Here is a 26,800-nt window from a genome sequence, read left to right as displayed (position 1 = left end):
GAAACAACTCCCTGGGAAACAATAGGAGTTGAAGTGAATAGAAGCGATGAGACCGGCGAACGGCGGCTCGAGCCGCCGACGGCCAAGGCCGGTAGGTCCGGGGGCCGGTCCCTGCTGTTCGTGGGACTCGGTGCGGCGCTCGCGGCCGTGCTCAGTCTCGGACTGCTGAACGCGGCGTCGGGTTCCACGAGTTCCTCGCAGCAGACCGCGGGCGCGGCTCAGGCGCCCGCTGCCGCCGCTGCCGAGGTCCAGCCCGCCGCGGCCGCCGAGCCGGACTACCAGGTCGACATCATGAGCTACAAGTTCGGCGACGGTAAGCAGCTCGTCGTCGAGGCCGGCCAGACCGTCCAGTGGACCAACCACGACAGCGCACCGCACACGGTGACCACGACCAAGGCCCCGGTGGCCTTCGACTCGGGGACGCTGAAGCAGGGCCAGTCGTGGTCGTACACCTTCACCAAGGTGGGGACGTACGAGTACTACTGCGCGGTGCACCCGGACATGGTGTCGTCCGTGAAGGTCGTCGCCGCGTCCGGTGGCGGCGGTGGCGGTACGACGCCTGCGCCCACCCCGACCGCGACGCCGACCGGCACACCCACGGCCACCCCTACGGCCAGCCCCACCTCGACGCCGCCCACGGGCACGCCCACCGCGGCCCCGACGCCCACGCCGACCTCCGGTGGTGGCTCCGGCTCCGGCGAGCAGTGCGCCAGCATCAACAACGAGCTGCTGCCGATCCTCCAGCACCTCTACGCGGCGCACCTGGAGGAGTCGCCGGGCCAGCAGGTGCAGGACGCCCTGGCGCTCGACTCGTATCTCAAGATGCACACGGTGTGGATCGAGTCCATCCTCAAGCCGGCCGTCAGTGACGGTGGTTCGGTGGCCGACGACACCCTCACCGTGCTCCTCCAGCACATCTACTCGGCACACCTGGAGGAATCGCTCGGACAGCAGGTCACCGATCTGCTCGACGTCGACGGCTACGTGAAGATGCACACCGTCTGGGCCGGGCACATGCTCAAGCCCACCACGGACTTCCTCACCGCCAGCTGCTGACGCGTCCCGCGCAAGGGTGGACGCCGCTCCGGCCGGGGCTCAGCCGGCCGGAGCGGCGTCCACGACCCATTCTCCACACCCCCGCCACATTTCGGGAACCGCTTTCCAAGGAGTTCGGGATGACAACCGTCACCCTGCCCACCGTTCCTCCGCCCCGGCGCCACACCGTGGCCCCCGGCCGCTCGCTCGCCGAACTCACCGCCTGGTACGGACCGTTGCCGCTGCGGCGACGGCGGGTACCGCTCGCCGAGGCGTCCATGGAGACGCCCGCGGACGCCGCCGCCGGACAGCCCGCGTTCCGCTTCGCGTTCGACGATCGTGAACTGCGGGCCGTCCTCACCTCCGAGCGGGTCGACGCCGTGCCCGGCGACCGGCTCCAGCTCACCGGCGACCTGGATGTGAACGGTGTCGCCTTCCCCGTCCTGCTGCGGCTGCGGGTGGTCGAGCGGGCCGAGGACCGGCTGCTCGTCGTGGGCGCGGCCAAGCTGCCGTACCGGCTGCTGCGCCGAGCCACCGGATTCCGGCTGCCGTGGCGGCTTCCGGCCACGCGCCTCAGGCTGCTCGTCGCGGCGGAATTCGCATGAGGGGGGTGCTGCGGGCCGCGGCGGTGCTCGCGCTGCTCGTCGTGGGGATGCTGCCGTACGGTCACGAGGCGTCGGCGGCGACATTCCAGGTCGCGATGAAGGGGTACGCGTTCGCTCCCGCCTCCCTCTCCGTGCCGGCCGGGTCCACGGTCACCTGGACCAATGACGACACGGCACCGCACGACGTGAAGACCACCTCCGGCCCGCTCGCGATCCACTCCCCCATGCTGAACAAGGGCGAGAGCTGGAGCTTCACCTTCACCACGGCCGGTTCCTACGGCTACGTCTGCACGGTCCATCCGGACATGACGGCGGGCATCACGGTACGGGCGGCGGCTCCGGCGCCGGCCCCGGCGGCACCGACGCAGCACGAGCACACGCAGCCGTCCACGAGTCAGGAACAGCACTCGACGATGCCGGGCATGACGACGAGCCGCAGGCCCGCGGCGACCCGTGCCGGTTCGTCGCCCTCACCCACGGCGTCCCAGGCCGCCGTACCGCAGACGGCACCGTCGCCGCAGGCCTCGCAGGCGGCGCCGCCGGCCGCGACCCAGACGGCCGCGTCCACGGCCCGGCCGCTGGATCCGCTGCTGGTCCTGGCCGGCCTGGTCGCGGGGGTCGCGGTGCTGTGCCTGCTCCTGGTGGGGTCGCGGGCGGCGGCTTCGGCTCCGCGGGGAGGAGAGGAGGGAGTGTAGGTCGGGTGCGGCGCCGTCGTGGCCGGTCGCGCAGCTCTCCGCGCCCCTGCAGGGCGCGAAGCTGTATCGATATGCGGCTCCGCGTGGGCGCGACCGGCCCCCATGGCGCCGCACTCCCTAAGGCGCCCCCTTCCCCCGATACCGCCGCATCTTCGCCCGCGCCCCGCACACCCGCATCGAGCACCAGCGGCCCCGGCCCGCCGGACTGCGGTCGTAGTACGCCCAGTGGCAGTCCGTCGCCTCGCAGGCCTTCAGACGGGTCCAGGTGCCCGCGACCAGGGACTCGGCGACGGCGGCGGCGATGCGGGAGAGGAGGGCGCGGGGGTCGGCGGGGGCGAGGGCGGCCGAGCCGTCCGACGGGTCCACCGCCAGACACAGGGGCGCCCCGGCCAGCAACTCCCCCAGCGGCGTCACCGTGCGATGCGGCGGGTGTCCAGCGTGGGCCAGCAGAGCGACTCTCAGCGACTCCCGCAGCTCGCGCGCCTGCGCGGCCTCGCCCTCGACGATCCCGAACGGCGCCCGCCCCTCCGCCGTGTCCAGCGTGTCGGCTCCCGACTCCAGGTCCAGCGTGTTGACCAGGGACTCCACCAGGGCCAGGGCCCCGGGCGCGGGCGATCGTTCACTCATGGCTGCACGCTACCTAGCTCTTGAATCCTCCCCTCCCTGAAGAGAAGGGGATTCCTGGCTCAGGCCGCCTCCTGGAGCAGCGCTCCAGGAGGTCTTCCGCCATCAGCACCAGCCGGGTCGAGACCAGCCCGGACAAGCATCACGCGGGCGGAGTTCTTGTCCCGTGGGGACACGGCTCCGCACACGGCGCAGGTGTAGGTGCGCTCACCCAGCGGCAGGCGATGCTTGGCTCTCGCATCGCAGTGCGCGCAGTCCATCGTGGTGTACGCGGGGTGGACGAGGCGGATGTCCCGCCCGTGCTTGCGGCCCATCTCGATCAGAGCGGCCTTGGTGGCGCCGATGGCGGCGTCAGCGGCCTTGAGGGCCATGGTGGTCCTGGCCAGGAACTTCGGGCGGAAGTCCTCGACAGCGATGGCGTCGTGGTCGCGGACCACCTTCTTGGCCCACTTGCGGCCGGTGTCCTCCCGCTGCCTGGCGACCTTCTTGTACGCCTTCGCCCGCAGCTTCTTCGCCTCACGGTAGCCCTTCGACGCCGGATGTCCCTTCTTCGGCTTGCGGCGGGCCACCATCCGGTCGTACCGGGCCAGCTTCGCCTTCGCCTCCCTGCCGTGCCCGGCGTGGGGAAGGTCGTACGCGTCAAACGTGGTGGTCGCGGTCTCCTTCACACCCCAGTCGACACCGAGTACGCGACCGGTCCTGGGCAGCGGCTCGACGTGGGCGGGCACGACGAACGAGGCGTACCAGTGCCCGAGGCTGTCCTGGTACACGCGCACCGAGGACGGCTCGGCCGGCAGTTCCCGCGACCACACCACCGCCGCGACGATGCCGCCTGCCAGGTGCAGCCGGCCGTCCTTCAACCGGAACCCGCGCCGGGTGTAGTTGAGGGTCGGCGCTGCCTCGCGCTTCTTCTTGTACGTGGGCATCCCCGCCCGGCGCGCCATGGGCAGGCGCCCTTCGATGTCCTTGTGCGCCTTGGCACGGGAGCGGCCGAAGTCGCGGATGACCTGCTGCTGGCAAACCGACGAGCCCTCACGCAACCACGGCGTACGGGCGCGGGCCTCGGTCAGCATCCGGTCGAGCTGAGCGGGACCGCACGTGGCCTTCTCGCCGGTGGCCTTGCTGTGCAGGTGCACGGCCCTGGACTTGGCCACGCATTCGTTCCACACCCAGCGGCACCGGTCCCACTCCGCCCCCAAGACGGTGCGGGCAGCGGCCGACACGCGCAGCCGGTAGGTATACCGCGCATGCCCGGCCTCCGCAGCCGCCGTCACCTGCGCCACCTCGCCCCCTCACGGTCTGCGGCCGGAACCACTGCGCCGCCCCGAACCCTCCGAAGGACCGTACGTACGACAGCCGTACAAACGCACCCCCATCCCACAACCGCCACCCCGACCAGCGATCACCGGCACACGCGTTCGTATCACCTCAGCAACGCCGACAGCGGTACGGACGCTCCGCGTCCTGAACCCGACGCGGCGACGCTCCGCGTCGCGAGCACAGGATGCGATGCCTACCCGGCGTGAACGCCGGAGCCCCCTCGCAAGAAAGGTGAATTCGCTTGCGACGTTACCGCCTATGACGGAGCATGCGGTAACCGTAAGCGTTACTGGTTGCCAGCTTCTACTGGTAACCGCACTTCAAGGAGGAAGCCATGGCCATCGCCGAACTCGGAGTCGTCGTACTGGACTGTCCGGACCCCCGCGCGCTCGCGGGTTTCTACGCCGGTGTCCTCGGGGGCAGCGTCGAGGGGGAGGGCGACTGGGTGGACCTCAGGACCCCTGGCGGACCGTCGCTGGCCTTCCAGGCCGCCCCCGGCTTCGTACCGCCGAAGTGGCCCGCCCCCGACGCCTCGCAGCAGTTCCATCTGGACCTGACCGTCGAGGACCTCGACGCGGCCGAGAAGGATGTGCTGGCGCTCGGGGCGAAGCCGTTGGACGCCGAGGACCACTCCCGCACCTTCCGTGTGTACGCGGACCCGGCGGGGCACCCGTTCTGTCTCTGCGCCTGCTGAACCGCCTGTCGAACCAGGAGGATCTCTCGTGACTGTCGCACGCTTCCGTTCCGTCGTGATCGACTGCCCCGATCCCCGCGCGCTCGCCCGTTTCTACGCCGGGATCGTGGGCGGCACCCCGGAGGACGACGACCCCGAGTGGGTGGTCCTGCGCGTCCCCGGCGGCCCCCGGCTGGCCTTCCAGAGCGCCCCGGGGCTCACCCCGCCGGAGTGGCCGCGGGCGGACCGCAACTCCCAGCAGTTCCACCTCGACTTCGACGGCGGGACCACCTGGGAGGAGATCGACGCGGCCGAGGCCCGGGTGCTGGAGCTGGGTGGCCGGCCGCTGCACGCGGAGGACAAGGAGGACTTCCGGGTCTACGCGGACCCGGCGGGACACCCCTTCTGCCTCTGCCGGATCGACCCCGTGTAGCACCGTCGGCCATCCGCCTGGGCTCGGCGATGCCACCTCCACCGGGATCGGGCCCGTGCGGCACCGCCAGCCATCCGTCGAGCCCGGCGATCCCGCCTCCGCCCAACCGATCCCGTGGCGCGCCACCGGACCATCCGTCGAGCCCGGCGATGCCACCTCCACCGGGATCGGGCACGTGCCGCGCCACCGGCCATCCGTCCAGCCCGGCGACCCGCCTACACCGGACCGATCCCGTGCCGCGCCGCCGGCTATCCGTCGAGCTCGGCGATCTTCGCCGTGGACGGCTCGCGCCGTAGCTGGGCCGCCCGTGCGGTGAAGTCGGACTCGCGCAGCACCCGCTGGACGTTTCCCCAGGTCAGCAGTGCGAGGTCGGCCTCCTCCCAGCCGCGGCGCAGCAGCTCGGCGACGAGATGCGGGTAGCAGGCGGCGTCGTCGAGCTCCTGGGGGTGGGCGATGCCGGCGTCGTAGGTGCCGGACAGGCCCACGCATTCGGCGCCCGCGACCACGCGCAGATGGTCGAGGTGGTCGGCGACGTCCCGGACCGTAGGGCCGGCCTGCTCGGCGGTCAGCGGCACCATGCACAGGCCCCGGGCGGCGCCCAGCTGGGCGAGCACGTCGTCGGGAAGGTTGGCCGGATGGGGGCGCAGGGCGCGGGCGGCGGAGCGCGTGAAGAGCACCGGTGCCTTGGCCACCGCCAGGGCCCGCCGGACGGTGGCCTCGGAGGCGCCGGAGAGGTCGGCGAGGACTCCGAGCCGGTTCATCTCGCGCAGCACCTCCTCACCGAACCGGGTGAGCCCCGCCTCGCTCGCCCAGGACACCCCGGACAGGGTGAGGACACGGAGGCCGAGGGTGTGCAGGGAGCGCAGGATGCCGAGCGAGTCGCCGAGGGCGGCGGCTCCGGCGGGGCCGAGCAGGACGGCGACGCGGCCGCAGTTGCGGGCGTCGGTGGTCTGTCCTGCGGTGCAGGCCAGACGCAGCCCCTCCGGGTGATTCCGTACGACCGTCTTCACCAGGTCGAGCTGTTCCAGGGTGGCGCCGACGGCACGGTCCCCGTCGAGCCCCTCGGGCAGGTGCAGCGACCACATCAGGGCGCCGACGTGGCCCTCCCTGAGCCGGGGCAGATCCGTGTCCACGGCGCTCTCGCCGACCTCCAGATCGAACCAGCGCAGGTGTCTCAGGGCCCAGGGCAATCCGCTGTAGCCGTCGGCGACGGGATGTGCGGCGAGGATCGCGCGGGCACGGTCCAGGGGCTCGCTGTCCGGGTCGGAGACGGGGGTGTACAGCTCCGGCACAGCCTCGAAGAGCCGGGGCAGCTCTCCCATCTCGGCCGTGGGGGGCAGTTCGTCCTGGAGGTCTGCCATGACGGGCTCCGTACGTCGTGATCTTCCTCATCGCCGTACGGCCACCGTCGCACGGAGCGCGGGGGGCTTCCTGGTGGGCGGGGCGTTCGGGGGTCGGGAACTGCTGCTGGTGTACGGAGCAGGAGTGACTTCTGGTGAGTGTGAGTGCGCGCCCGAGGTGCCGTGCGCCGGCTGGGGGCGGTTGGTTCGAACATCACCGCGCTCCACACCGACCGGCACACGGCCGGCTGGCGGCGGGTGACCGAGGCCGTGCGGGCGACCGGCGGGCGGATGTTCCTCCAGCTCCAGCACGGCGGCCGGGTCGGCCATCCGGCGACCACGGGCCTGACGCCCGTCGCACCCTCCGCCGTACCGCTTCCGGAGACGATCTTCACTCCGGGCGGACACCGGGCGGCCGTCGTGCCCCGGGAGATGACCGCGGCCGACATCCGGTCCACCGTCGACGACTTCGCCGCCGCCGCCCGCCGGGCCGTCGAAGCGGGCTTCGAGGGCGTCGAGGTGCACTCGGCCAACGGGCATCTGCTGCACCAGTTCCTCGCCGGGAACACCAATCGCCGGACGGACGGCTACGGCGGGTCGGTGGAGCGGCGGGTGCGGTTCACGGCGGAGGTCACCGAGGCGGTGGCCGACGCGATCGGCGCGGACCGGGTGGGCGTACGGCTCTCCCGGGAGCACGGTCAACGGTGTCGAGGAGGACGACACCGAGGTCCTCTACCCGGCTCTGCTGGCCCGGCCGAAGGGCCTGGACCTGGCCTACCTGCATCTCGTGCACGCCGACCCCGGCACACAGTGGTACCGGGGGATCCGCGCCGACTGGCCCGGCGTCCTGATCGGCAACCCGGTGCTGTCCGGGCTCACCACCGGGGCCGTCACCCGGGCCGCCCACGACATGCTGGCCGCGGGGGCCGACCTGGTCGCCCTGGGTCGGCCGTTCCTCGCCAACCCGGACCTGGTGGACCGGCTGCGGCGGGGCGTGCCCCTCAATCCGGTCCGGGACCGGTATCTGATGTACGTGGGCGGGGCGGACGGCTACACCGACTACCCCGCCCTGGGGGCGGACGGCGGTCAGCCGTCCAGCGACTCGATGGTCGCGTTGGACGGCGCACGGGTCGCCTGAAGGCCCCGGGCCACGTCCTCCGCCGCGCCCAGCACCCGTACCGCGTTCTGCCAGGTCAGCTTGGCGAGGTCGGGCTTCGACCAGCCGCGGTCCAGGAGTTCGGCGATGAGGTTGGGGTAGCCGGCGACGTCGCTGAGGCCGTCGGGGGTGAAGGCGGTGCCGTCGTAGTCGCCGCCGATGCCGATGTGGTCCACGCCGGCCACCTCGCGCATGTGGTCCAGGTGGTCGGCCACCGTCGAGACGGTGGCGACCGGGCGCGGGGTGCGCTCCTCGAAGGCGCGGTGCACCTTCATCGCCTCCGGGGTGGTCGCGAGGTGGTGGAAGCCGTGCTCGCGCATGTTCTCGTCGGCCGCGGCCGTCCAGTCGACGGCGGCCTGGAGGACGAACTTCGGGACGAAGGTCACCATCGCCATGCCGCCGTTGGACGGGAGGCGCTCCAGGACGTCGTCCGGGATGTTGCGCGGGTGGTCGCACACCGCCCGCGAGGAGGAGTGCGAGAAGATCACCGGCGCGAGCGAGGCGTCGAGCGCGTCCCGCATGGTCGTCGCCGCCACGTGCGAGAGGTCCACGAGCATGCCCTCGCGGTTCATCTCCCGGACCACCGCACGGCCGAAGGCCGAAAGCCCCCCGACGCCGGGCTCGTCGGTCGCCGAGTCCGCCCAGTCCACGTTGTCGTTGTGGGTGAGGGTCATGTAGCGCACCCCGAGGGCGTACAACGCGCGTAGCGTGGCGAGGGAGTTGGCGATGGAGTGACCGCCCTCGGCACCCATGAGGGAGGCGATACGGCCCTGAGAGCGCGCCGCCTCCATGTCGGCGGCCGTCAGCGCGGGCGCCAGTGTCTGCGGGTAGCGCGCCAGCAACTGCCGTACGCAGTCGATCTGTTCCAGTGTCGCCGGCACCGCGTCGGGCAGGTCCGAGCGGACGTACACCGACCAGTACTGCGCACCGACCCCGCCCGCCCTGAGCCGCGCCAGGTCGGTGTGCAGGTGGGCCGACTGGTCCGTGGCGATGTCCCGCGCGTCGAGGTCGTAGCGGACCTGTTCACGCAGCGCCCACGGGAGGTCGTTGTGGCCGTCGACGACCGGGAACTCGCGCAGGAGTTCCCGGGCCGTCTCCAGCGGTCCCACGGCCGTCACTTGCCGAAGCCGAAGCCGTTGGAGCCCTCGACCTTGGCGCGCAGGCGCTTGCCCTTCTCGGTGGCCTGGTCGTTGAGCTCCTGCTGGAACTCCCGCATCCGGCCGAGGAGTTCCTCGTCGTGTGCGGCGAGGATGCGGGCCGCGAGCAGACCGGCGTTGCGGGCGCCGCCGACGGAGACGGTCGCGACCGGGACGCCGGCCGGCATCTGCACGATGGAGAGCAGCGAGTCCATGCCGTCGAGGTACTTCAGCGGGACCGGGACGCCGATGACCGGGAGGGGGGTCACGGAGGCGAGCATGCCCGGGAGGTGGGCGGCTCCGCCGGCCCCCGCGATGATCGCCTTCAGACCCCGCTCGGCCGCCTGCTCGCCGTACGCGATCATCTCGCGCGGCATGCGGTGCGCGGAGACGACGTCGACCTCGTACTCGATCTCGAACTCGTCGAGGGCCTGGGCGGCGGCCTCCATCACGGGCCAGTCGGAGTCCGAACCCATGACGATGCCAACAACGGGGCTCATTCGGTGATCGTGCCTCTCAGGTAGCCGGCAGCGTGACGTGCGCGTTCGAGAACGTCGTCCAGGTCGTCGCCGTAGGTGTTGACGTGGCCGACCTTGCGGCCGGGCTTCACGTCCTTGCCGTACATGTGGATCTTCAGCTTGGGGTCGCGGGCCATGCAGTGCAGGTACGCGGAGTACATGTCGGGGAAGTCGCCGCCGAGGACGTTGACCATCACGGTCCACTTGGCGCGGGGGCGCGGGTCGCCGAGCGGGAGGTCGAGGACGGCCCGGACGTGGTTGGCGAACTGGGAGGTGATCGCGCCGTCCATCGACCAGTGGCCCGAGTTGTGCGGGCGCATCGCCAGTTCGTTGACGAGGACGCGGCCGTCGCGGGTCTGGAAGAGCTCGACGGCGAGGTGGCCGACGACATCCAGTTCCTTGGCGATGGACAGGGCCATCTGCTCGGCCTTGAGGGCGAGGGCCTCGTCGAGGCCGGGAGCGGGGGCGATCACGGTGTCGCAGACGCCGTTCACCTGCTGGGACTCGACCACCGGGTAGGCGACGGCCTGGCCGTGCGGCGACCGTACGACGTTGGCGGCGAGCTCGCGGACGTAGTCGACCTTCTCCTCGGCGAGGACGGGGACGCCGGCCCGGAAGGGGTCCGCGGCCTCCTCGACGGAGTCGACGACCCACACGCCCTTGCCGTCGTAGCCGCCGCGGACGGTCTTGAGGACGACGGGGAAGCCGTCGCCCTCGGCCGCGAAGGCCGCCACGTCCTGGGGATCGACGACGATGCGGTGCCGGGGGCACGGGACGCCGAGCGCGTCGAGCCGCGCGCGCATCACGCCCTTGTCCTGGGCGTGCACGAGCGCGTCGGGGCCGGGGCGCACGGGGATGCCGTCCGCCTCCAGGGCTCTGAGGTGCTCTGTGGGTACGTGCTCGTGATCGAAGGTGATCACATCGCACCCGCGCGCGAAGTCGCGCAGCGTGTCCAGGTCGCGGTAGTCGCCGATGACGACGTCGCTCACCACCTGCGCCGCGGAATCCTGAGGGGTGTCACTGAGGAGCTTGAACCTGATGCCGAGCGGGATGCCTGCCTCGTGTGTCATACGAGCGAGCTGGCCTCCGCCGACCATGCCGACTACGGGGAACGTCACGACCCCAGGGTATCGGTCACGCCACGGCGGCTGGATTCAGCGCCTCTTACCGGCCCTCTTACCAGCTTGTTTCCCTGTGTGTGAGTTCGTCCACAGGCAATGGGCCAGAGGGGTGGTTAGCATGGCTGAGTTGACGAAACCAATCGACTGGGGGCCTGTACGACCATGGGACATGGTTCCTCAGGGCTGCGAAGGATCGTTCGCGAGGTCGCCAAATTCGGTGCGGTGGGCGGAGCCGGCCTCCTCGTCAACCTCGTCGTGTTCAACCTCGTACGGCATGTCACCGAGCTTCCGGTGGTCCGTGCGAGCGTCATCGCCACGGTTGTGGCGATCGTCTTCAACTACATAGGGTTCCGGTACTTCACGTACCGTGACCGCGACAAGAGCGGCCGCACCAAGGAACTGACGCTGTTCCTGCTGTTCAGCGTGGTCGGCCTGGTCATCGAGAACGGCATCCTGTACGCCGCGACCTACGGCTTCGGCTGGGACAGCCCCCTGCAGAGCAACATCTTCAAGTTCGTCGGCATCGGCATCGCCACCCTCTTCCGCTTCTGGTCCTACCGCAGCTGGGTCTTCAAGACCCTCCCCGCCCGCGAGGCGGTGGCGAGCGCGGAGTCCTTCCTGGAGGAGGCGGAGCAGGCGGCGGTCAAGAAGCCGCCCCGGCCCAAGCAGCGGGTGCTCTGACACAGGCCCCTGACCCACCATCCCCGGCTCAGCCCGCGCAGCTCACCGCACCGTCGGCTCGTCGTCGTCCAGCACGGCCGGGGCCGGGCCTGAAGCATCTCCAGGCGGCCGCCGTCGGCCTCCGCCCAGAACAGCGGATCCCCCGGCTCAGCCCGCGCAGGACACCGCACCAACGGCTCGCCGTCGGCCTCCGCCCCGAGCAGCGGATCCTCGGACACAGGCCCCTGACCCACCATCCCCGGCTCAGCCCGCGCACCTCACCGCACCGTCGGCTCATCGTCGTCCAGCACCGTCGACTTGAGCGGGGTGCGGGAGAGGAACAGGCCGAAGACCGGAGGCTGGGCCTGGAGCATCTCCAGGCGGCCGCCGTCGGCCTCCGCCAGGTCCCGCGCGACCGCGAGGCCGATGCCCGTGGAGTTGCGGCCGCTGATGGTGCGCTCGAAGATCCGCGCGCCGAGGTCGGCGGGGACGCCGGGGCCCTCGTCGGTGACCTCGATGACGGCCTGGTTGCCGGTGACGCGGGTGCGCAGCGCGACCGTGCCGCCGCCGTGCATGAGGGAGTTCTCGATCAGCGCGGCCAGGACCTGGGCCACGGCGCCGGGCGTGCCGACGGCTGTGAGGTGCCGTTTGCCCGAGCTGACGATCGCCCGGCCCGCACTGCGGTACGCCGGCCGCCACTCCGCGAGCTGCTGCTGGATGACCTCGTCGAGGTCGAAGGTGACGGCGTTGCCGGCCCGGGGGTCGCGGGAGTTGGTCAGCAGCCGCTCGACCACGTCCGTCAGCCGCTCCACCTGGGTCAGCGCGACGTTCGCCTCCTCCTTCACCGTGTCCGGGTCGTCGGTGAGGGTGATCTCCTCGAGGCGCATCGAGAGCGCGGTCAGCGGCGTACGGAGCTGGTGGGAGGCGTCGGCGGCCAGGCGCCGCTCCGCCGTCAGCATGCGCGCGATGCGCTCGGCGGAGGAGTCCAGCACATCGGCGACCCGGTCCAGCTCGGGGACGCCGTACCGCTTGTGCCGGGGTCGTGGGTCGCCCGAGCCGAGCCGTTCAGCGGTCTCGGCGAGGTCGGTCAGCGGCGAGGCCAGTTTGTTGGCCTGGCGGATCGCGAGCAGCACCGCGGCGATCACCGCGAGCAGTGCCACGAGGCCGATGATCAGCAGCGTGCGGCCGACCTCCCGGGTCACCGAGGAGCGCGGCTCCTGCACGGTGACCGTCTCGCCCTCCTCGCCCTTCTCCGTGGAGCTGATGACCTGGCCGACCGGCTTGGAACCGACCTCGATCGGTGCCCTTCCGGGGATCCGGATCACGGCGTACCGTTCCTGCGCGACCTGGTCACGCAGGATCTCCGCGGTCACGTCCTCCGCGGCGAACAGCCGGCTGTCCACGATCCCGGCCAGCCGGATCGCCTCGGAGTCGACCCGCTCCTGGGCGGAGTTGCTGATGGTGCGGGTCTCGACGATGACGAGGGAGACGCCGAAGACGGCGATCACCACGAGCACTACGGCGAGCGTGGACTGGATCAGTCGACGGCGCATGTCCTCTTACCTGCTAGCCGGGTACCCGGGGAGTCAGCTCTTCTCGAAGCGGAAGCCCACTCCTCGTACCGTCGCGATGTACCTCGGGTTGGCCGCGTCGTCGCCGAGCTTCTTGCGGAGCCACGAGATGTGCATGTCGAGCGTCTTGGTCGACGACCACCACGTGGTGTCCCAGACCTCGCGCATCAGCTGGTCCCGGGTCACCACCCGCCCCGCGTCCCGCACCAGCACCCGCAGCAGGTCGAACTCCTTCGCGGTGAGCTGGAGTTCCTCGTCGCCCATCCACGCCCGGTGCGACTCGACGTCGATGCGCACCCCGTGGGTGGCCGGCGGCTGGGCCGGCTCGGACGCCCCGCGTCGCAGCAGGGCCCGGACCCGGGCGAGCAGCTCGGCGAGCCGGAAGGGCTTGGTCACGTAGTCGTCGGCGCCCGCGTCGAGACCGACGACGGTGTCCACCTCGTCGGCACGTGCGGTGAGGATGAGGATCGGTACGGCGTGGCCCTCGGCGCGCAGTCGGCGGGCCACCTCGAGGCCGTCCATGCCGGGCAGACCCAGGTCGAGGACGACCAGGTCGATGCCGCCCTGCATTCCGGCGTCGAGTGCCGTGGGGCCGTCCTCACGCACCTCGACCTCGTACCCTTCCCGGCGCAGGGCGCGGGCCAGCGGCTCCGAAATGGACGCATCGTCCTCGGCGAGCAGTACACGGGTCATGAGCTGATGGTAGACCGCTCCTGACAGATGCTGTGGTGTGATCGCAACCCAGTGGTTCTTACCTTTTGTGGTTGTGGGGTGAACCTGTGACTGTGGGGTGCCAATCCCGTAAGGACCTTAGAAACAGGGTGTACGGTTCCTCGGTCACCTGTGATTCACGTCTCAAGTCCTTCCATTTCCGGCCGTATCCTGCCGTATGGTGAATCAATACCTGTCGCATCGTGGGGGCCTTTGGCGCGTATCTGTCGCTGAAGGTCTCTTTTGTGTGCGGTGATCCCCACCAGCAAGGAACGACCATGGCGTCCAGCCTGACGAAGGACTCGGTGACTCCGGGCACCCCCGGTTCCGACAAAGCCTTCTTCGGCCACCCCCGCGGACTGGCCACACTCTTCATGACCGAGATGTGGGAGAGGTTCTCCTACTACGGCATGAAGGCCCTGCTCACCGTCTACCTACTCTCCGGCGGCCCCGACGCCGGCAAGGGCAGCATGGGCGGCGGCCTCGCGATGGACCTGGCGACCACCACCGTGATCGTCTCCGTCTACTCGGCGATGGTCTATCTGCTCGCCATGCCCGGCGGCTGGCTCGGCGACCGCGTCTGGGGCCCGCGCAAGACCGTGGCCATCGCGGCCGTCACGATCATGTGCGGCCACCTGGTGCTGGCGCTGCCCGGCGGCCAGGCACCGTTCTTCGCCGGTCTCGCGCTCGTGGCCGCCGGTTCCGGTCTGCTCAAGGCCAACATCTCCACGATGGTGGGCCACCTCTACGACGGCCCGGACGACCCGCGCCGCGACGGCGGCTTCACGATCTTCTACATGGGCATCAACGCGGGTGCCTTCTTCGCCCCGCTGGCCATCGGCACCGTCGGCCAGGAGGTCAGCTGGCACCTCGGCTTCGGCATGGCCGCGGTCGGCATGGCGATCGGTCTGGCCGCGTTCCTGCTCGGCACCCGCAACCTGAGCCCGCAGAGCAACCTCGTGCCCAAGCCGCTGGCGGCCGAGGAGCGCGCGGCCTGGCTGCGCAAGGGCCTGTTCTGGGTGATCGCCGCGACCGTCTTCTACGGCGCCGTCGGCTTCACCGGCCACTTCACACTGAACTGGGCGATGATCCCGCTCACCGTCATCGGTCTGGTCGTCCCGGCGGGTGTGCTGCTGCGCATCAAGCGGGACAAGGAGCTGACGGCCGACGAGCAGTCGAAGATGTCCGGCTACATCTGGTTCTTCGTCGCCGCCGCCGTCTTCTGGATGATCTACGACCAGGGCGCGTCCACGGTCCAGGCGTTCGGCTCGAACGACCAGAAGACGGCCGGCTCACTGCTCGGCTTCGACTTCCCGACCTCCTGGTACCAGTCGCTGAACCCGCTGTTCATCATGGCGCTGGCCCCGGTCTTCGCCTGGCTGTGGGTGTGGCTGAACCGCAAGGGCAAGGAGCCCGGCACCATCGTGAAGTTCGCGATGGGCCTGGTCCTGGTCGGTGTCTCGTTCTTCTTCTTCCTGGTCCCGATCGCCATGGCGGCGAACGGCACCGTGGTCAGCCCGATGTGGCTCGTGGGCATCTACTTCATCCAGACCGTGGGTGAGCTGTGCCTCTCGCCGGTCGGCCTGTCGGTGACGACGAAGATGGCTCCCGCGAAGTACGCCTCGCAGATGATGGGTGTCTGGTTCCTCGCGGTCACCGCGGGCGACTCGATCACCGGCCTGCTGTCCAACCCGGCGATCGCCGGGGTCGACCTCAGCGGGACGCCCGCGGTGTTCGGGGAGGCCGCGCTCGCGGCTCTCGCCGGGTTCGCCGTGTGGATGTACCGGCGGAAGGTGAAGTCCCTTATGGGGGACGTTCGTTAGGGCCGGGCCGAAGCGACGGGGCCGTTGGAATCCGGGTGGGTTCTGACGGCCCCGTCGATGTCACCGCTGTGCGTTCCCCGCGCCCCCGAGCGCGTTACCTGGTCCGCCTTCCAGGCATGAACGTGAAGACCGCCCCGCCCAGTAGCACCGCCGTGCCCGCCACCAGGCCCAGTGCCTTCAGCGCCGCGTGGCCGTCCGCACCCGTCGCCGCCAGGCCGCCGCTCGTCGACGTACCGGACGAGGAACCGCCGGAGGACGACGACCCACCGGACGCCCCGCCCTCCTGCTCCTGCGTGGTCAGGGTCAGGGAGACCTGCGTCCGGTCCGGCTTGCAGGTCGTGGTCGTGCCCAGCGCCTTGATCGTCAGAACCCCCGGCGACAGGGTCGACTCACCTGTCGCACCGGGCTTGTACGTGCCCGTCATGTCCGGGATCTCTATCGGGTCGCCCGACTTGATGGCCTCGGAGTTGGTGGGGCCCTCGACATGGACCGAGCCTGTGTCGTCGCCGCCCAGAACCACGTCCATGGAGGGCTTGACCGAGTCCGCGGGGATGTCGGCGGGGCTGTCCATCGGGGAGTTCTTGAACTGCACGGTGAGGCCGTAACTGCCGCCGTTCTTCTTGGCGTTGATCTGGATCGTGGAGGTGGCCTTCTTCTCCCCGAGGGGCGACTGGCAGGTGTAGGGGATGTCGACCGCCTTGCCGGTGAAGTCGGTCTGACCGTCATCCGACGCGGTGGCGGTCGGGCTCGCGCTGTCCGTCGGGCTCGCGCTGTCGGTCGGCGTGGCGCTGTCGGTCGGGTCGGGGGACTGGGACTCCGTCCCGGTCGGCGTGGGAGTCGACGTCCCGTCACCCGCCGCCACGGTGACCGTCGCCCCCTTCGGCACCGTCTCCGTCGGCGTGCACACCGTGTTCGTCCCCATCGCGTTCACCGTGTACGGGCCGGGCGTCAGGGTGAGTTCCCCGGCCGCCGTCAGCTTCAGCGTGCCCTTCATGTCGGACAGCACCATGTCGCCGCCCTTGGGGATCGCCGGGTTCTCGCGCGGTCCGGTCATCGCGATGTCGGCGGTCTGCGCGCCCGCCGCCTTCAACGTGCCGGTCGGCTGGACGGAGTTGGCGGGCAGATCGATGATGTTCGGGTTCTTCGACGCGGCCTGCGTGAACTTCCACACCACGTCGATCTCGTCGCCGACCTTCGCGCCGGCCGGCGCGGTGATCTCGACCTTGGTGGTGCCGTTGACAGGGTCGAGTCCGACGCCCGCGGGTGGCACGCACCGGGTCGCGAACGACACCTCCGCGGCCTGGGCGGGCCCGGCGGCCAGGCCGAGCACCACGCCCGCCCCGGCCAGCACCAGCGCCGCACCCGCCGCGCCCGCTCTTCTCGGCCCGGCGGCCGGGGTGACTCTCCTTCGCATGCTCACGGGGATCCCTCTCTGGTGGGAGTCGTCGGACTCGTCGGGCTGTCGTCGTGCGGTGCGGAGAGCCGGCCACCGGCCGCGCCCGGATCCGCGTCCGGGCTGAACCACGGCAGGGTGGACGCCGGGGTGGCCGCGTGCGCGGCCGTGGAGGGCTTCAAGCCCGGCAGGCGCAGGGCGAGTTCGGGCAGCCGCAGGCCGCGGTGCCGGATGCCTCCGGCGGGCCGTGGCCGTACCCGGTCCACCACCGCCATGCCGATGCGGAACAGCGCGGCGGGCACCACCAGGCAGACCAGGATCCAGAACAGGGTCACGCCCCAGGGCCGGCCCACGTCCCAGGGCTGCTCGGCCAGCACCTTGCCGCCGTACTTCAGCGACACCGTGTACTCGCCGTGCGCGCCGCCCGTCAGCTCGACGGGCAGTTCGAGCCGCGCCTTTTTGCCCGGCTGGATCGTGCCGCGCCACTGCTGTTCCTCCCACTGCGGGGCGAACACGCCGTGTGCGGTGCCGACCTGGAAGACGGGGTTCTTGACGGCGGAGGTGCCGACGTTGCCGACGGTGAAGACGAGGGTGCGGGCGGGGGGCGCCCCGAACCAGGTCAGCAGGCCACCCGAGCCGTCGAGCCGGGTGTCGGTGAGGACGGACAGCCGCCCGCCGTCCGTCTCGGCGGGCAGCGGTTCCACGGCGTGTCCGGCCACCTGGAAGATCGCGTCGGCCTCGGCCTTCGCCCCGGTCACCGTGGCCACGTGCACCACGCAGGGACAGGGCACCGGCGGCTCCGCGACGGGCAGCTTCCTGCTGAAGCGCCCCTTCGAGTCCGTGGTGACGGCCCGGCCGTCCGCGTTGGCACAGGAGTTGGTGCCACCGGGCACCCCGCGCGACGGCACCGCCTGCCCGCAGATCAGGATCATCAGCAGCGCCCGTTCACGCCATCCCCCTCCGCTCACGGTGATCGAACTCCCGGTCCCTGCCTGGGACTTCGACAGCTTCACACTCGGCTTGTCCGCCGCGGCCGCCGTCCCCGCCAGGGGCGCGAGCAGCAGCGAGAGCACTGCCACCAGCACCGCCCACCGCACCCTGCCGCTCGCGCTCACGTCGTCACTCCCGTCAACTCGGCGTCCGTACACGGGGATTCGGGCCCGGATGCGGCCGTACGACGCCTTGGACGCCGTACGCGAGACCAACCGCACCCCGCCACCACGCCGTGGGGCGTGCCGGACGACCCGTCGGCGACGCGGGCCGGCGGGATCGGTGGAGGCAGGACACGGGCGGTGGACGGCATGCGCGGCTCCAGCTGTCGTACGAACGCGGTCCGGGGCCGCTCAGCGGCGCGCGCGGGCCGCCTGGTTGCGCCGGGTCAGCCACAGCGCGCCGGCCGCGCCCGCGAGCAGTACCGTGCCGCCGAGCGTGCCGAGGGCGATCGCCGAGTCCTCGGGGCCGGTCTGCGGGAGGGCGGAGCCGCTGCCGGACGCGTCGCTGTCGCTCTGGGTGCCGCCGGAGGAGCCCGAGGCGGCGGTGACGTCCAGGGTCAGCGAGGCGCCGGGGCTGTTGGTCGGCGTGCAGGTGGTCGTCGTTCCGAGCGCCTTGATGGTGAGCACGCCCGCCGTGAAGGTGACCTTGCCGGACTTCTTCGGGGTGTACGTCCCGGTCAGGTCATTGATCTTGATGGGAGTGTTGGCGGGGACGGTCGCCTGGTTGGCCGGGCCCGTCACGTTCATGGTCCCGCTGTCCGCGCCGCCCAGCTTGATGGTGGCGCTCGGGTTCATCGCGCCCTTGCCGAGATCGACCGGGCTGGACGAGACGCCCTTCTGCCAGGACATGGTGAGCTTGTAGCCGCCGCCGCTCTTGACGCCCTTGATGTCGATGGGCGAGACGGCGCTCTTGTCACCGATCGGTGTCTTGCACTGGTAGTTGACGTTCACGACCTCGGCACGGGCAGCGGGGGCGGCCATCAGCACCGCCGAGCCGGCCAGAGCCGCGACGGACGCGAGCGCGGCGGTTCGTTTCGGGTACGACACGGTTCCGCTCCCCTTACTCGTTCCTGACGGCACATCAGATCGGCCGTCAAGGTACGCCGGGGCACCAGAGGAAGGAAGAGAAAGTAAGTGTCGGAACTGTGGGGACACCAACGGGAGAGCGCCGGGCCGGTGCTAGGCGGGTGCCCCGAGCTCCGCCCACACGGTCTTGCCGGCCAATCCGGGGGCCCGTACGACTCCCCAGTCCAGGCAGAGCCGCTGCACGATGAACATCCCGTGCCCGCCCGGCCGTCCGGCCCGGTGCGGAGTCCGCGGCGCCGGCTGCCCGGTGCCCTTGTCCGAGACCTCGAGGCGGATCACCTTGTTGTCACACGAGATCCACAACTGGTCCGGGCCCTCCGCATGCAGACACGCGTTCGTCACCAGCTCGGAGACGACGAGCAGCACGTCCTCCGCCACGGCCCTCCGGTCGGCGGACGCCGCCGGAAGCCACCCCCACGCGTACAACGCCTGCCGGGTGAAGTCGCGCGCGAGCGGGACGACCCCGCTCTCCCCCTCGAAGCTCAGCCGCCGGACCTGCCGTCCCGTCGGCACCTCGGCTTCGCCGCCAGGCTCCACGCTGGGCTCCGGGTCACGGTCGCCCGGCGAGTAGGGCCGGGTGGTGCTCATCAGCGCTTCACCTCACCGATTCACCGGTTCACGATTCAAAACGTCACTGCATGGTCGCTCACCGAACAGTCAGTACGGATGTCTCCTGCCCGAGCGGACCGGTAGAACACCCCTCCATTGGGGACGTATGTCCGGCACGAGGGGTGTGACACCCGATGGGGACCGGCCGGAGGAGACGAGCGGGGCGCGAGCCAGGACACCGTGACCGCCACTCGTCTCGCCGCCTCAGCCGCCGGATTCCTCGGCCAGGGCCTCGTCCAGGGTGTCGTGCACGGTGAAGACCGCATCGGCCCCCGTGATCTCGAAGACCCGTGCCACGACCGGCAGCATGCCCGCGAGGTGCACGCCACCTCCCGCCGCCTCAGCTTTCAGCCGCGCCCCGAGCAGCACATTCAGTCCGGTGGAGTCACAGAACTCCAGCCGTGTGCAGTCGACGACAAGCCGGCTCTTCCCCTTGGCGAGGCAGTCCTCGAGTGGCTCACGCAACAAATCGGCCGTGTGGTGATCCAACTCACCTGCTGGAGTCACGACGGCGCTGGAGCCCTCTTGCCGCACCTCAACCAGAAGCCGGCCAGACTGTGCGCTGCCGACCGTCCCGCGGTCCATGCCGTCTCTCTCTCCCGACATCGTGGCTGCTGATGACGCCCTCGAACACTACGCCTTCTCCACACCCTCCGACACCCGAACAATCACCCACAAACGGACATAACCACACAGAACACACTTGCGGTCGTGTCGGGAAACCGGGTAGGGCTAGTAGAGACACGTACTCGACACGGCCGGCTTTGGAGGCGCCGCACACCGCAGTGCACGAACTGGCTTCGGCAGCCTTATGCCGAGAACGATGGAGGACATCATGTCACCCCGGCTCGACGCCTCGCATACCCATCAGGCGACGTCGACATCCCCCCCGGAACATCTGAATCCCATCGAGCAGGGCAGCGAAGACGATGTGCTCGCCGGGCTCCCGGACATCCCACCCTTCGAAGAGGTGGGGGCCGTGGACGCGCGCGCGCTCTCCAAGACCCTCTTCGCGCGGCTGGAGTCGCTGGAGGAGGGCACGCACGAGTATTCGTACGTCCGCAACACGCTCGTCGAACTGAACCTCGCCCTGGTCAAGTTCGCCGCCTCCCGCTTCCGCTCCCGCAGTGAGCCGATGGAGGACATCATCCAGGTCGGCACCATTGGCCTGATCAAGGCGATCGATCGCTTCGAACTCAGCCGCGGTGTGGAGTTCCCCACCTTCGCGATGCCAACCATCGTGGGCGAGATCAAGCGCTTCTTCCGGGACACGTCCTGGTCGGTGCGGGTGCCGCGCCGCCTCCAGGAGCTCCGGCTCGACCTGGCCAAGGCCGGCGACGAACTGGCCCAGAGGCTCGACCGCGCCCCGACCGTGGGCGAGCTCGCCGAGCGTCTGGGACTGTCGAAGGACGAGGTCGTCGAAGGCATGGCCGCGTCCAACGCGTACACCGCCTCCTCGCTGGACGCCCAGCCCGAGGAGGACGACTCCGAGGGTGCGCTGGCCGACCGGATCGGTTACGAGGACCACGGCATCGAGGGCATCGAGTACGTCGAGTCCCTGAAGCCGCTGATCGCCGAGCTCCCGTCCCGGGACCGCACGATCCTCTCGCTGCGCTTCGTCGCGGGCATGACCCAGTCGGAGATCGGCGACGAACTCGGGATCTCGCAGATGCACGTCTCGCGGCTGCTGTCGCGGACTCTGGTACGGCTGCGCAAGGGGCTGACCGTCGAGGAGTGACGCGTCGGCACTACTGACCTGCGCGTGTGCCCGGTGTCCATTCGGACACCGGGCACCGTGCGTTCGGGGTGGCTCGTGGTTACTCGGAGAAACCCTTTCCCCAGCGGTTCACTTCCCCCACTATGGTCCCTCACAGACTGGCCGGTACGTCGGGAGGAGGGTGCGCATGACCCCCGACGGGGCGTCCGACGCCCGGCTCACGGAGCTGCTGCGCGCCGACACGGTCACGGCGTACGCGGCCCTGCTGGAGCTCCGCGCCCGCCACCAGCCCTCGGTCCTGGCCTACGCCCGCCTCTGCACGGCCGGTGAGAGCGCCGCACGGCAGCTGACCGCGCAGACCTTCACCCTCGCGGCCCGGGAGACGGCCCGCGGGGTCGACCCGGGTGTCCCGTGGCGCCACCGGCTCCTGCTGCTGACGGCCCGCTCGGCGGCGGCGTGGGCCGGGGACGAGCGGGCGGCGGGCCTGGACCCGAGCGTCCTGCTGCTCCTGAACACGGCGGGGCCCGGTGGCCCGGTGCCGCCCGTGCTCACCGCCTTCGAGTCCCTGCCGGCCCGCACCCAGGGCCTCGTCTGGTACGGCCTGGTGGAGGCCGAGCCGGAAGCCCGCACCGCCGACCACCTGGGCCTGACCCGCGAGGACGTGGTCTACGGCATGGAGGGGGCCCTGCAGTCCCTGGCCCGGACCTGTCTGAGGCTGCGCCTCGCCGCCTCGGACGACTCCCGCTGCGCGGACTTCCGCCGCCTCATCGAGGAGTCCGTACGTCCGGTCAGTCCCCGCGCCAGCACCGACCTGCACGCCCACATGGTCCGCTGCCCGCACTGCACCGCGGCCCACGAGGAGCAGTGCGCCTTACGGGACGCTCCGCGGTCGGCGCTGGCGGAGGGGCTGCTGCCGTGGGGCGGGACCGCGTACGTGGGGCGGAGCACGGCCGAGCCGGAGGCGCGACCGCGGGCGGGGTCCCGTACGCCGTCCGGCACCTGGCCACGCCCGCGTCGGCTCGTCCTGGCCTCGGCGGCGCTGGGGGTGGCTCTCGCGCCGCTGTTGCTGTTCCTGGTGGCACAGGGCGGTGACTCTCCGACCGACGCGTCGGCCTCGGTTCCGGCCTCGGCCTCGGCTTCAGCGGGCGGGGCGCTGCCCGGCCCACCGCAGGTGACGGTGACGACGACGGTCTCGCCCTCGCCTTCCTCGACCAGCAGACCGCCGTCCCCCTCTGCGTCCCCTTCCGCCACAAAGAGTTCGGCCCCGCCCCGGAGGACGAGCCCGCCCCCGTTCCGCCCGCCGGGCGGCTCCTACGCCCAGGTGGTCAACGTCTCCACGGCCCGCTGCCTGGACGTCGCCGGCGACTTCGGCAACGGCACGGACGTCGTCACGGCCCCCTGCTCCTCGGCCAGCTCCCAACGCTGGCGCGTCGACTCCGGCCGGGGTGTGCTCCAGTCCGCCGCCGACCCCGACTTCTGCCTCGACAGCCGCGGCGACGTCGACAAGGGCCTCGGCATCTGGTCCTGCGACTCGGTCGAGGGCGACAACGGCGACAACCTCCGCTTCACGGTCGACCCCGACGGGGTGATCCGCCCGGCGATCGCCATCGCGACGGGGCTGACACCCGGGGGCGGGGACGGTGTCTCACTGGAGCCGCTGACCGGGGGCGCGGGGCAGCGGTGGCGGGCGGGGGCAGCGTGATCGTCGCGGCCGGCCCGTGCGGCCGGCTCAGGCCACGCGTGCGCCGCGCCGCCACACCCCGCTGACCAGCGGCACCCCCGGCCGGTACGCCAGGTGTACGTGGCTCGGGGCGTCCAGGAGGATCAGGTCGGCGTAGGCGCCGGGAGTGAGACGGCCGATGTCCTCGCGGCGGAGGGCGGCCGCTCCGCCCGCCGTGGCCGACCAGACGGCCTCGTCCGGCGTCATCCGCATGTCGCGTACCGCGAGGGCGATGCAGAAGGGCACCGAGGAGGTGAAGGAGGAGCCCGGATTGCAGTCCGTGGACAGGGCGACGGTGACACCCGCGTCCAGGAGACGGCGGGCGTTCGGCCACTCGGCGCGCGTGGAGAACTCCGCGCCGGGGAGGAGCGTGGCGACCGTACGGCTGTTCGCCAGGGCGTCCACGTCCTCGGCGGTGAGGTGGGTGCAGTGGTCGGCACTGGCCGCGTCCAGCTCGACGGCCAGCTGTACGCCGGGGCCGTAGGAGAGCTGGTTGGCGTGGATGCGGGGGTGCAGGCCCTTCGCCCTGCCCGCCGTGAGGATCGCGCGGGCCTGGTCGCCGTCGAAGGCGCCCTTCTCGCAGAAGACGTCGATCCAACGGGCGTACGGGGCGCAGGCGTCGAGCATCTCGCCGGTGACGAGGGAGACATAGCCCGCCGGGTCGTCCGTGTAGTCCGGCGACACGATGTGGGCACCGAGGTAGGTGACCTCGTCGGTGTGGGCGGCGGCGATGCGCAGGGCCCTCGCCTCGTCCTCGACCGTCAGGCCGTAGCCGGACTTGGTCTCGAAGGTCGTCGTGCCCTGGCGCAGGGCCTCGGCGAGGTATCGGGTGAGGCCCGCCTCCAGTTCTGCGTCCGTGGCCGCGCGGGTCGCGGCGACCGTCGTACGGATGCCGCCCGCGCTGTAGGCCCGCCCCGACATGCGGGCGTTGAACTCCTGCGTGCGGTCGCCCGCGAAGACGAGGTGGCTGTGGGAGTCGACGAAGCCGGGGAGGACCGCCCGGCCGTCCGCGTCGACCCGATTGTCAGTGGCGGGTGCTTTGCTTTGATCACCGGTCCACACGACGCGGTCGCCCTCGATGACGACGGCCGCGTCCTGGATCAGTCCAAGGGGGGATCCGTCACCGAGGGAGGGGTCATTGGTGACCAGGGCGGCGATGTTGGTGATGAGCGTGCTTGCGGTGCTCGCGGAGTGGGCGGGGCTGACGGTCGTCGCGTTGCTCATGGCGTCCTCGGTGGCCTGGTCGGCGGTGGGGGCGGGTTCGGGGGCCGGCCGCGGGGGCGGGCGGCCCGGGGTCATCCGTGCAGCGCTGCGACGGCGTCCGCGAGGGCTCCCGGCACATCCGGCACGAGCGCGTGGACCCCGTCCCGTACGACGTGCCGGCCTCCCACGACCGTGTGCGACACGTCTGCTGCCGACGCGGCGAATACGGCCGTCTCGGCCCCGAGCCGCGGAAGCGGCCCTGCCGTCCTGACCGAGTCGAGGGCGATGGTGGTGAAGTCGGCGAGCGCGCCGGGCTCCAGGGTCCCGGCGCCGTCCCAGCCGAGGGCCGCGTGGCCGTCGGCCGAGGCCGCCCGCAAGAGGGCCGCCGCCGTCCAGTGACCTCGCCTGCGGGTGCGCAGGCGCTCGTTCAGCTCCATCGCGCGGGCCTCTTCGAGCAGGTCGATGACGGCGTGGCTGTCGGAGCCGAGGGAGAGCGGTGAGCCCTTGCGCTGCAGGGCGACCGCGGGTCCGATGCCGTCGGCCAGGTCCCGTTCCGTCGTCGGGCACATGCAGGTGCCGGTGCCGCTGTCGCCGATCAGGGCGATGTCCTGGTCGGTGAGGTGGGTGTTGTGGACGCCGGTGGTGCGCGGCCCGAGGACACCGTGCTCGGCGAGCAGTTCGGTGGGCGTGCACCCGTGGGCCTCACGGCACGCGTCGTTCTCGGCGGTCTGCTCGGACAGGTGCACATGGAGCGGGGCCCGGCGTTCCTCGGCCCAGCGGGCCACGGTCGCCAACTGGCCGGCGGGCACGGCCCGTACGGAGTGGATCGCCGCGCCGATCCTCGCGTGATCCCGGTCCTTGAGAACTGAACAGCGTTCGGCCCAGGCGTCCGCGCTTCCGTCGGAGAAGCGGAGCTGGTGGGTGGTGGGCGGCTGTCCGAAGCCGGAGGAGAGATAGGCGGTGTCGAGGAGGGTGATACGGATACCGGCTTCGGCGGCGGCCTCGATCAGGGCCTCGCCCATGGCGTTGGGGTCGGCGTACGGAGTGCCGCCGGGGGCGTGGTGCAGATAGTGGAACTCGCCGACCGCCGTCACGCCCGCCAGTGCCATCTCCGCGTACACGGCACGGGCGAGCGCGTGGTACGTCTGCGGGGTCAGCCTGTCGGCGACCGAGTACATGACCTCGCGCCAGGTCCAGAAGGTTCCGGAGCCGACCTGGACGGTGCCGCGCAGGGCCCGGTGGAAGGCGTGCGAGTGGGTGTTCGCCAGGCCCGGGAGCGTCAGTCCGCGCAGGACCTCGGCGCCGGGGGGCGGGGTGTCGGCGTCCGTGCGGACGGCGGCGACGCGGCCGCCCTCCACGTCCACGGCCACCCCCGGCTCGACGTGGGTGTCGAGCCAGGCGTGCTCCAGCCAGTAGGTCTTCGGTGTCACCTGCAGGCCAGCCCTTCCAGTACGTCGGCGAGCGCGAGGACCCCGGCCACGCAGTCGTCCTCGGCGGCGGATTCCGCCGGGGAGTGCGAGACGCCCGTGGGATTGCGCACGAACAGCATGGCGGTCGGGATGCTCCCGGAGAGGATCCCGGCGTCGTGTCCGGCGCCGGTACCCAGGACGGGCACCTTGAGACCGGCGCCGGTGCCCAGGATGCGGGCGAGTTCGTCGCGCAGGGCGTGGTCGAACTCGACGACGGGTGTGAAGGACTCCCGGACGACGTCGAGGGCGATGCCGTGCGCCTGCGCGTACTCCCTGGCGGCCTTCTCGATCCCGCCGACCACCTGGTCGAGGCTCTCCTGGTCGGCGGCACGGGAGTCGAGCCAGCCGCGCACCAGGGAGGGGATGGCGTTGACGCCGTTGGGCTCGACGGCGATCTTGCCGAAGGTGGCGACGGCACCGGCGAGTTCGGCCTCGCGGCGGGCGGCGAGCACGGTCTCGGCGTAGGACAGCATGGGGTCGCGCCGGTCCACGAGGCGGGTGGTGCCGGCGTGGTTGGCCTCGCCCCGGAAGTCGAACCGCCAACGGCCGTGCGGCCAGATGGCGCTGGCGATGCCGACCCGGTCGCCGGAGAGGTCCAGCGACCGTCCCTGCTCGACGTGCAGCTCGACGAAGGCGCCGATGCGGGCGAGCCGTTGCGGGTCGGCTCCGATGCCGTCGGGGTCGTGTCCGGCGGCTTCCATGGCCCGCGGGAGCGTGACCCCCTCCCCGTCGGTCAGCCGGTGCGCCTGCTCGACGGTGAGCTGCCCTGCGGTGAGCCGGGACCCGACACACGCGAGCCCGAACCGGGCGCCCTCCTCGTCCCCGAAGTTGACGATGGCGAGGGGCTTGGTGAACTCGGCCTGCCGAGCGCGCAGTTCATCGAGCGCGGCGAAGGAGGACACGACTCCGAGGGGCCCGTCGAAGGCGCCCCCGTCGGGCACGGAGTCGAGGTGCGACCCGGTGACGACGGCGTCCCCTTGGGCGGGGTCCCCCAGCCAGGCCCACTGGTTGCCGTTCCGGTCGACCTCGTAGGTCAGTCCGCGGGCTTCGGCCTGCTCCTTGAACCAGGCCCGGCACTCGGTGTCGGCCCCGGTCCAGGCGAAGCGCCGGTAGCCGTGGGAGTCGGGGTGCCGGCCGATGGGGCGCAGTTCACGCCACATCTCCTGGAAGGAGGCGGTGCCGTGGCTCCG

Annotated in this window: 25 protein-coding genes and 1 pseudogene; 10 read left to right on the top strand and 16 right to left on the bottom strand. The window is 71.3% G+C overall.

Annotated features, from left to right (window positions below; translation table 11 throughout):
* Positions 1-33: 33 nt before the first annotated feature.
* The 3 genes from M2157_RS28810 (at position 34) to M2157_RS28800 (ending at position 2,335) form a co-directional block, all read left to right on the top strand.
* Entirely contained in the window at positions 34-1,056 is a 1,023-nt protein-coding gene (locus M2157_RS28810; RefSeq protein WP_280866624.1) for a cupredoxin family copper-binding protein, read from the top strand.
* Between the two features lie 119 nt (positions 1,057-1,175).
* Complete coding sequence (locus M2157_RS28805; RefSeq protein ID WP_280858091.1) at positions 1,176-1,640, top strand: hypothetical protein; 465 nt, start codon at positions 1,176-1,178, stop codon at positions 1,638-1,640.
* Positions 1,637-2,335, top strand: a complete 699-nt coding sequence (locus M2157_RS28800; RefSeq protein ID WP_280858092.1) for a cupredoxin family copper-binding protein — start codon at positions 1,637-1,639, stop codon at positions 2,333-2,335. The genes M2157_RS28805 and M2157_RS28800 overlap by 4 nt, the downstream gene beginning before the upstream one ends.
* 117 nt (positions 2,336-2,452) lie before the next feature.
* Here the strand turns inward: M2157_RS28800 and M2157_RS28795 are convergent, their stop codons facing one another.
* Both M2157_RS28795 and M2157_RS28790 read right to left on the bottom strand, forming a co-directional pair.
* Positions 2,453-2,962, bottom strand: coding sequence for a CGNR zinc finger domain-containing protein (locus tag M2157_RS28795; protein WP_280858093.1), 510 nt, complete (start codon positions 2,960-2,962; stop codon positions 2,453-2,455).
* Positions 2,963-3,021: 59 nt separating this feature from the next.
* Positions 3,022-4,242, bottom strand: a complete 1,221-nt coding sequence (locus M2157_RS28790; protein ID WP_280866623.1) for a transposase — start codon at positions 4,240-4,242, stop codon at positions 3,022-3,024.
* Positions 4,243-4,613: 371 nt separating this feature from the next.
* On the opposite strand from M2157_RS28790, the gene M2157_RS28785 reads away from it, so the two are divergent.
* Together M2157_RS28785 and M2157_RS28780 are read left to right on the top strand one after the other, a co-directional pair.
* Entirely contained in the window at positions 4,614-4,973 is a 360-nt protein-coding gene (locus M2157_RS28785) for a VOC family protein (protein ID WP_280866622.1), read from the top strand.
* 28 nt (positions 4,974-5,001) lie between these two features.
* Positions 5,002-5,385, top strand: coding sequence for a VOC family protein (locus M2157_RS28780; RefSeq protein ID WP_057611570.1), 384 nt, complete (start codon positions 5,002-5,004; stop codon positions 5,383-5,385).
* A 248-nt stretch (positions 5,386-5,633) separates the two neighbouring features.
* Here the strand turns inward: M2157_RS28780 and M2157_RS28775 are convergent, their stop codons facing one another.
* Complete coding sequence (locus M2157_RS28775; RefSeq protein WP_280858096.1) at positions 5,634-6,746, bottom strand: dipeptidase; 1,113 nt, start codon at positions 6,744-6,746, stop codon at positions 5,634-5,636.
* A 189-nt stretch (positions 6,747-6,935) separates the two neighbouring features.
* On the opposite strand from M2157_RS28775, the pseudogene M2157_RS28770 reads away from it, so the two are divergent.
* Positions 6,936-7,863, top strand: a pseudogene (locus tag M2157_RS28770) (alkene reductase); the annotation flags it as partial.
* Here M2157_RS28770 and M2157_RS28765 read toward each other — a convergent pair.
* Genes M2157_RS28765 through M2157_RS28755 form a run of 3 tightly spaced genes read right to left on the bottom strand, consistent with a single transcriptional unit; the run spans position 7,812 to position 10,653 of the window.
* Positions 7,812-8,990 carry a dipeptidase gene (locus M2157_RS28765; protein WP_280868286.1) on the bottom strand — a complete coding sequence of 393 codons (1,179 nt, stop codon included), beginning with the start codon at positions 8,988-8,990 and terminating at the stop codon, positions 7,812-7,814. The pseudogene M2157_RS28770 and the gene M2157_RS28765 overlap by 52 nt on opposite strands.
* A 5-nt stretch (positions 8,991-8,995) precedes the next feature.
* Entirely contained in the window at positions 8,996-9,493 is a 498-nt protein-coding gene (gene purE, locus M2157_RS28760; RefSeq protein WP_266518724.1) for a 5-(carboxyamino)imidazole ribonucleotide mutase, read from the bottom strand.
* A gap of 20 nt (positions 9,494-9,513) precedes the next feature.
* Positions 9,514-10,653 (bottom strand): 5-(carboxyamino)imidazole ribonucleotide synthase, encoded by a 1,140-nt coding sequence (locus M2157_RS28755; protein WP_280858098.1) that lies wholly within the window; start codon positions 10,651-10,653, stop codon positions 9,514-9,516.
* A 165-nt stretch (positions 10,654-10,818) separates the two neighbouring features.
* Between M2157_RS28755 and M2157_RS28750 the strand changes: the two genes are divergently transcribed.
* Entirely contained in the window at positions 10,819-11,337 is a 519-nt protein-coding gene (locus M2157_RS28750; protein WP_280858099.1) for a GtrA family protein, read from the top strand.
* Positions 11,338-11,594: 257 nt separating this feature from the next.
* Here M2157_RS28750 and M2157_RS28745 read toward each other — a convergent pair whose 3' ends face one another.
* The gene (locus tag M2157_RS28745; protein WP_280858100.1) at positions 11,595-12,869 is read right to left on the bottom strand and encodes an ATP-binding protein; all 1,275 of its coding nucleotides are present in this window, start codon (positions 12,867-12,869) and stop codon (positions 11,595-11,597) included.
* A gap of 33 nt (positions 12,870-12,902) precedes the next feature.
* Entirely contained in the window at positions 12,903-13,580 is a 678-nt protein-coding gene (locus tag M2157_RS28740) for a response regulator transcription factor (RefSeq protein WP_057611579.1), read from the bottom strand.
* A gap of 296 nt (positions 13,581-13,876) precedes the next feature.
* On the opposite strand from M2157_RS28740, the gene M2157_RS28735 reads away from it, so the two are divergent.
* Positions 13,877-15,421: an oligopeptide:H+ symporter gene (locus tag M2157_RS28735; protein WP_280858101.1), complete on the top strand. Its 1,545-nt coding sequence runs from the start codon at positions 13,877-13,879 to the stop codon at positions 15,419-15,421.
* A gap of 94 nt (positions 15,422-15,515) precedes the next feature.
* Here the strand turns inward: M2157_RS28735 and M2157_RS28730 are convergent, their stop codons facing one another.
* The 5 genes from M2157_RS28730 to M2157_RS28710 all read right to left on the bottom strand — a co-directional run bounded on the left by M2157_RS28730 (position 15,516) and on the right by M2157_RS28710 (position 20,086).
* Positions 15,516-16,841, bottom strand: a complete 1,326-nt coding sequence (locus M2157_RS28730) for a hypothetical protein (RefSeq protein WP_280866621.1) — start codon at positions 16,839-16,841, stop codon at positions 15,516-15,518.
* Entirely contained in the window at positions 16,838-17,929 is a 1,092-nt protein-coding gene (locus tag M2157_RS28725) for a hypothetical protein (protein ID WP_280866620.1), read from the bottom strand. Before M2157_RS28725 ends, M2157_RS28730 begins: the two co-directional genes overlap by 4 nt.
* Positions 17,930-18,157: 228 nt before the next feature.
* Entirely contained in the window at positions 18,158-18,853 is a 696-nt protein-coding gene (locus M2157_RS28720) for an LPXTG cell wall anchor domain-containing protein (RefSeq protein ID WP_280858104.1), read from the bottom strand.
* 132 nt (positions 18,854-18,985) lie between these two features.
* Positions 18,986-19,480, bottom strand: coding sequence for an ATP-binding protein (locus tag M2157_RS28715; RefSeq protein WP_280858105.1), 495 nt, complete (start codon positions 19,478-19,480; stop codon positions 18,986-18,988).
* A gap of 225 nt (positions 19,481-19,705) precedes the next feature.
* A complete protein-coding gene (locus M2157_RS28710; RefSeq protein WP_069764043.1) occupies positions 19,706-20,086 on the bottom strand; it encodes an STAS domain-containing protein in 381 nt (126 codons plus the stop codon).
* A 250-nt stretch (positions 20,087-20,336) separates the two neighbouring features.
* On the opposite strand from M2157_RS28710, the gene M2157_RS28705 reads away from it, so the two are divergent.
* Complete coding sequence (locus M2157_RS28705) at positions 20,337-21,239, top strand: RNA polymerase sigma factor SigF (protein WP_280858106.1); 903 nt, start codon at positions 20,337-20,339, stop codon at positions 21,237-21,239.
* A gap of 166 nt (positions 21,240-21,405) precedes the next feature.
* Positions 21,406-22,920, top strand: coding sequence for an RICIN domain-containing protein (locus M2157_RS28700; protein ID WP_280866619.1), 1,515 nt, complete (start codon positions 21,406-21,408; stop codon positions 22,918-22,920).
* 27 nt (positions 22,921-22,947) lie between these two features.
* Here M2157_RS28700 and hutI read toward each other — a convergent pair whose 3' ends face one another.
* From hutI to M2157_RS28685, 3 genes are read right to left on the bottom strand one after another with little or no spacing between them, the layout of a single operon-like run.
* Positions 22,948-24,237 carry an imidazolonepropionase gene (gene hutI / locus M2157_RS28695; protein ID WP_280858108.1) on the bottom strand — a complete coding sequence of 430 codons (1,290 nt, stop codon included), beginning with the start codon at positions 24,235-24,237 and terminating at the stop codon, positions 22,948-22,950.
* Entirely contained in the window at positions 24,234-25,571 is a 1,338-nt protein-coding gene (locus M2157_RS28690) for a formimidoylglutamate deiminase (protein WP_280866618.1), read from the bottom strand. The genes hutI and M2157_RS28690 overlap by 4 nt, the downstream gene beginning before the upstream one ends.
* Positions 25,568-26,770, bottom strand: a complete 1,203-nt coding sequence (locus tag M2157_RS28685; protein WP_280868285.1) for an allantoate amidohydrolase — start codon at positions 26,768-26,770, stop codon at positions 25,568-25,570. Before M2157_RS28685 ends, M2157_RS28690 begins: the two co-directional genes overlap by 4 nt.
* Positions 26,771-26,800 lie beyond the last annotated feature (30 nt).

The organism is Streptomyces sp. SAI-127 (assembly GCF_029894425.1).
In the GTDB taxonomy this organism is placed as follows: Bacteria; Actinomycetota; Actinomycetes; order Streptomycetales; family Streptomycetaceae; genus Streptomyces.
This window is presented reverse-complemented; position numbering and strand designations above follow the sequence as displayed.

What these genes read in the sequence shown, in the direction of transcription:
- M2157_RS28750 (WP_280858099.1), top strand. Translation starts at nt 10,819, where the DNA reads ATGGGACATGGTTCCTCAGGGCTGCGAAGGATCGTTCGCGAGGTCGCC.
- M2157_RS28735 (WP_280858101.1), top strand. Translation starts at nt 13,877, where the DNA reads ATGGCGTCCAGCCTGACGAAGGACTCGGTGACTCCGGGCACCCCCGGT.
- M2157_RS28785 (WP_280866622.1), top strand. Translation starts at nt 4,614, where the DNA reads ATGGCCATCGCCGAACTCGGAGTCGTCGTACTGGACTGTCCGGACCCC.
- hutI (WP_280858108.1), bottom strand. Translation starts at nt 24,237, where the DNA reads ATGACCCCGGGCCGCCCGCCCCCGCGGCCGGCCCCCGAACCCGCCCCC.
- M2157_RS28740 (WP_057611579.1), bottom strand. Translation starts at nt 13,580, where the DNA reads ATGACCCGTGTACTGCTCGCCGAGGACGATGCGTCCATTTCGGAGCCG.
- M2157_RS28700 (WP_280866619.1), top strand. Translation starts at nt 21,406, where the DNA reads ATGACCCCCGACGGGGCGTCCGACGCCCGGCTCACGGAGCTGCTGCGC.
- M2157_RS28715 (WP_280858105.1), bottom strand. Translation starts at nt 19,480, where the DNA reads ATGAGCACCACCCGGCCCTACTCGCCGGGCGACCGTGACCCGGAGCCC.
- M2157_RS28745 (WP_280858100.1), bottom strand. Translation starts at nt 12,869, where the DNA reads ATGCGCCGTCGACTGATCCAGTCCACGCTCGCCGTAGTGCTCGTGGTG.
- M2157_RS28710 (WP_069764043.1), bottom strand. Translation starts at nt 20,086, where the DNA reads ATGGACCGCGGGACGGTCGGCAGCGCACAGTCTGGCCGGCTTCTGGTT.
- M2157_RS28705 (WP_280858106.1), top strand. Translation starts at nt 20,337, where the DNA reads ATGTCACCCCGGCTCGACGCCTCGCATACCCATCAGGCGACGTCGACA.
- purE (WP_266518724.1), bottom strand. Translation starts at nt 9,493, where the DNA reads ATGGGTTCGGACTCCGACTGGCCCGTGATGGAGGCCGCCGCCCAGGCC.
- M2157_RS28795 (WP_280858093.1), bottom strand. Translation starts at nt 2,962, where the DNA reads ATGAGTGAACGATCGCCCGCGCCCGGGGCCCTGGCCCTGGTGGAGTCC.
- M2157_RS28805 (WP_280858091.1), top strand. Translation starts at nt 1,176, where the DNA reads ATGACAACCGTCACCCTGCCCACCGTTCCTCCGCCCCGGCGCCACACC.
- M2157_RS28775 (WP_280858096.1), bottom strand. Translation starts at nt 6,746, where the DNA reads ATGGCAGACCTCCAGGACGAACTGCCCCCCACGGCCGAGATGGGAGAG.
- M2157_RS28800 (WP_280858092.1), top strand. Translation starts at nt 1,637, where the DNA reads ATGAGGGGGGTGCTGCGGGCCGCGGCGGTGCTCGCGCTGCTCGTCGTG.
- M2157_RS28685 (WP_280868285.1), bottom strand. Translation starts at nt 26,770, where the DNA reads ATGTGGCGTGAACTGCGCCCCATCGGCCGGCACCCCGACTCCCACGGC.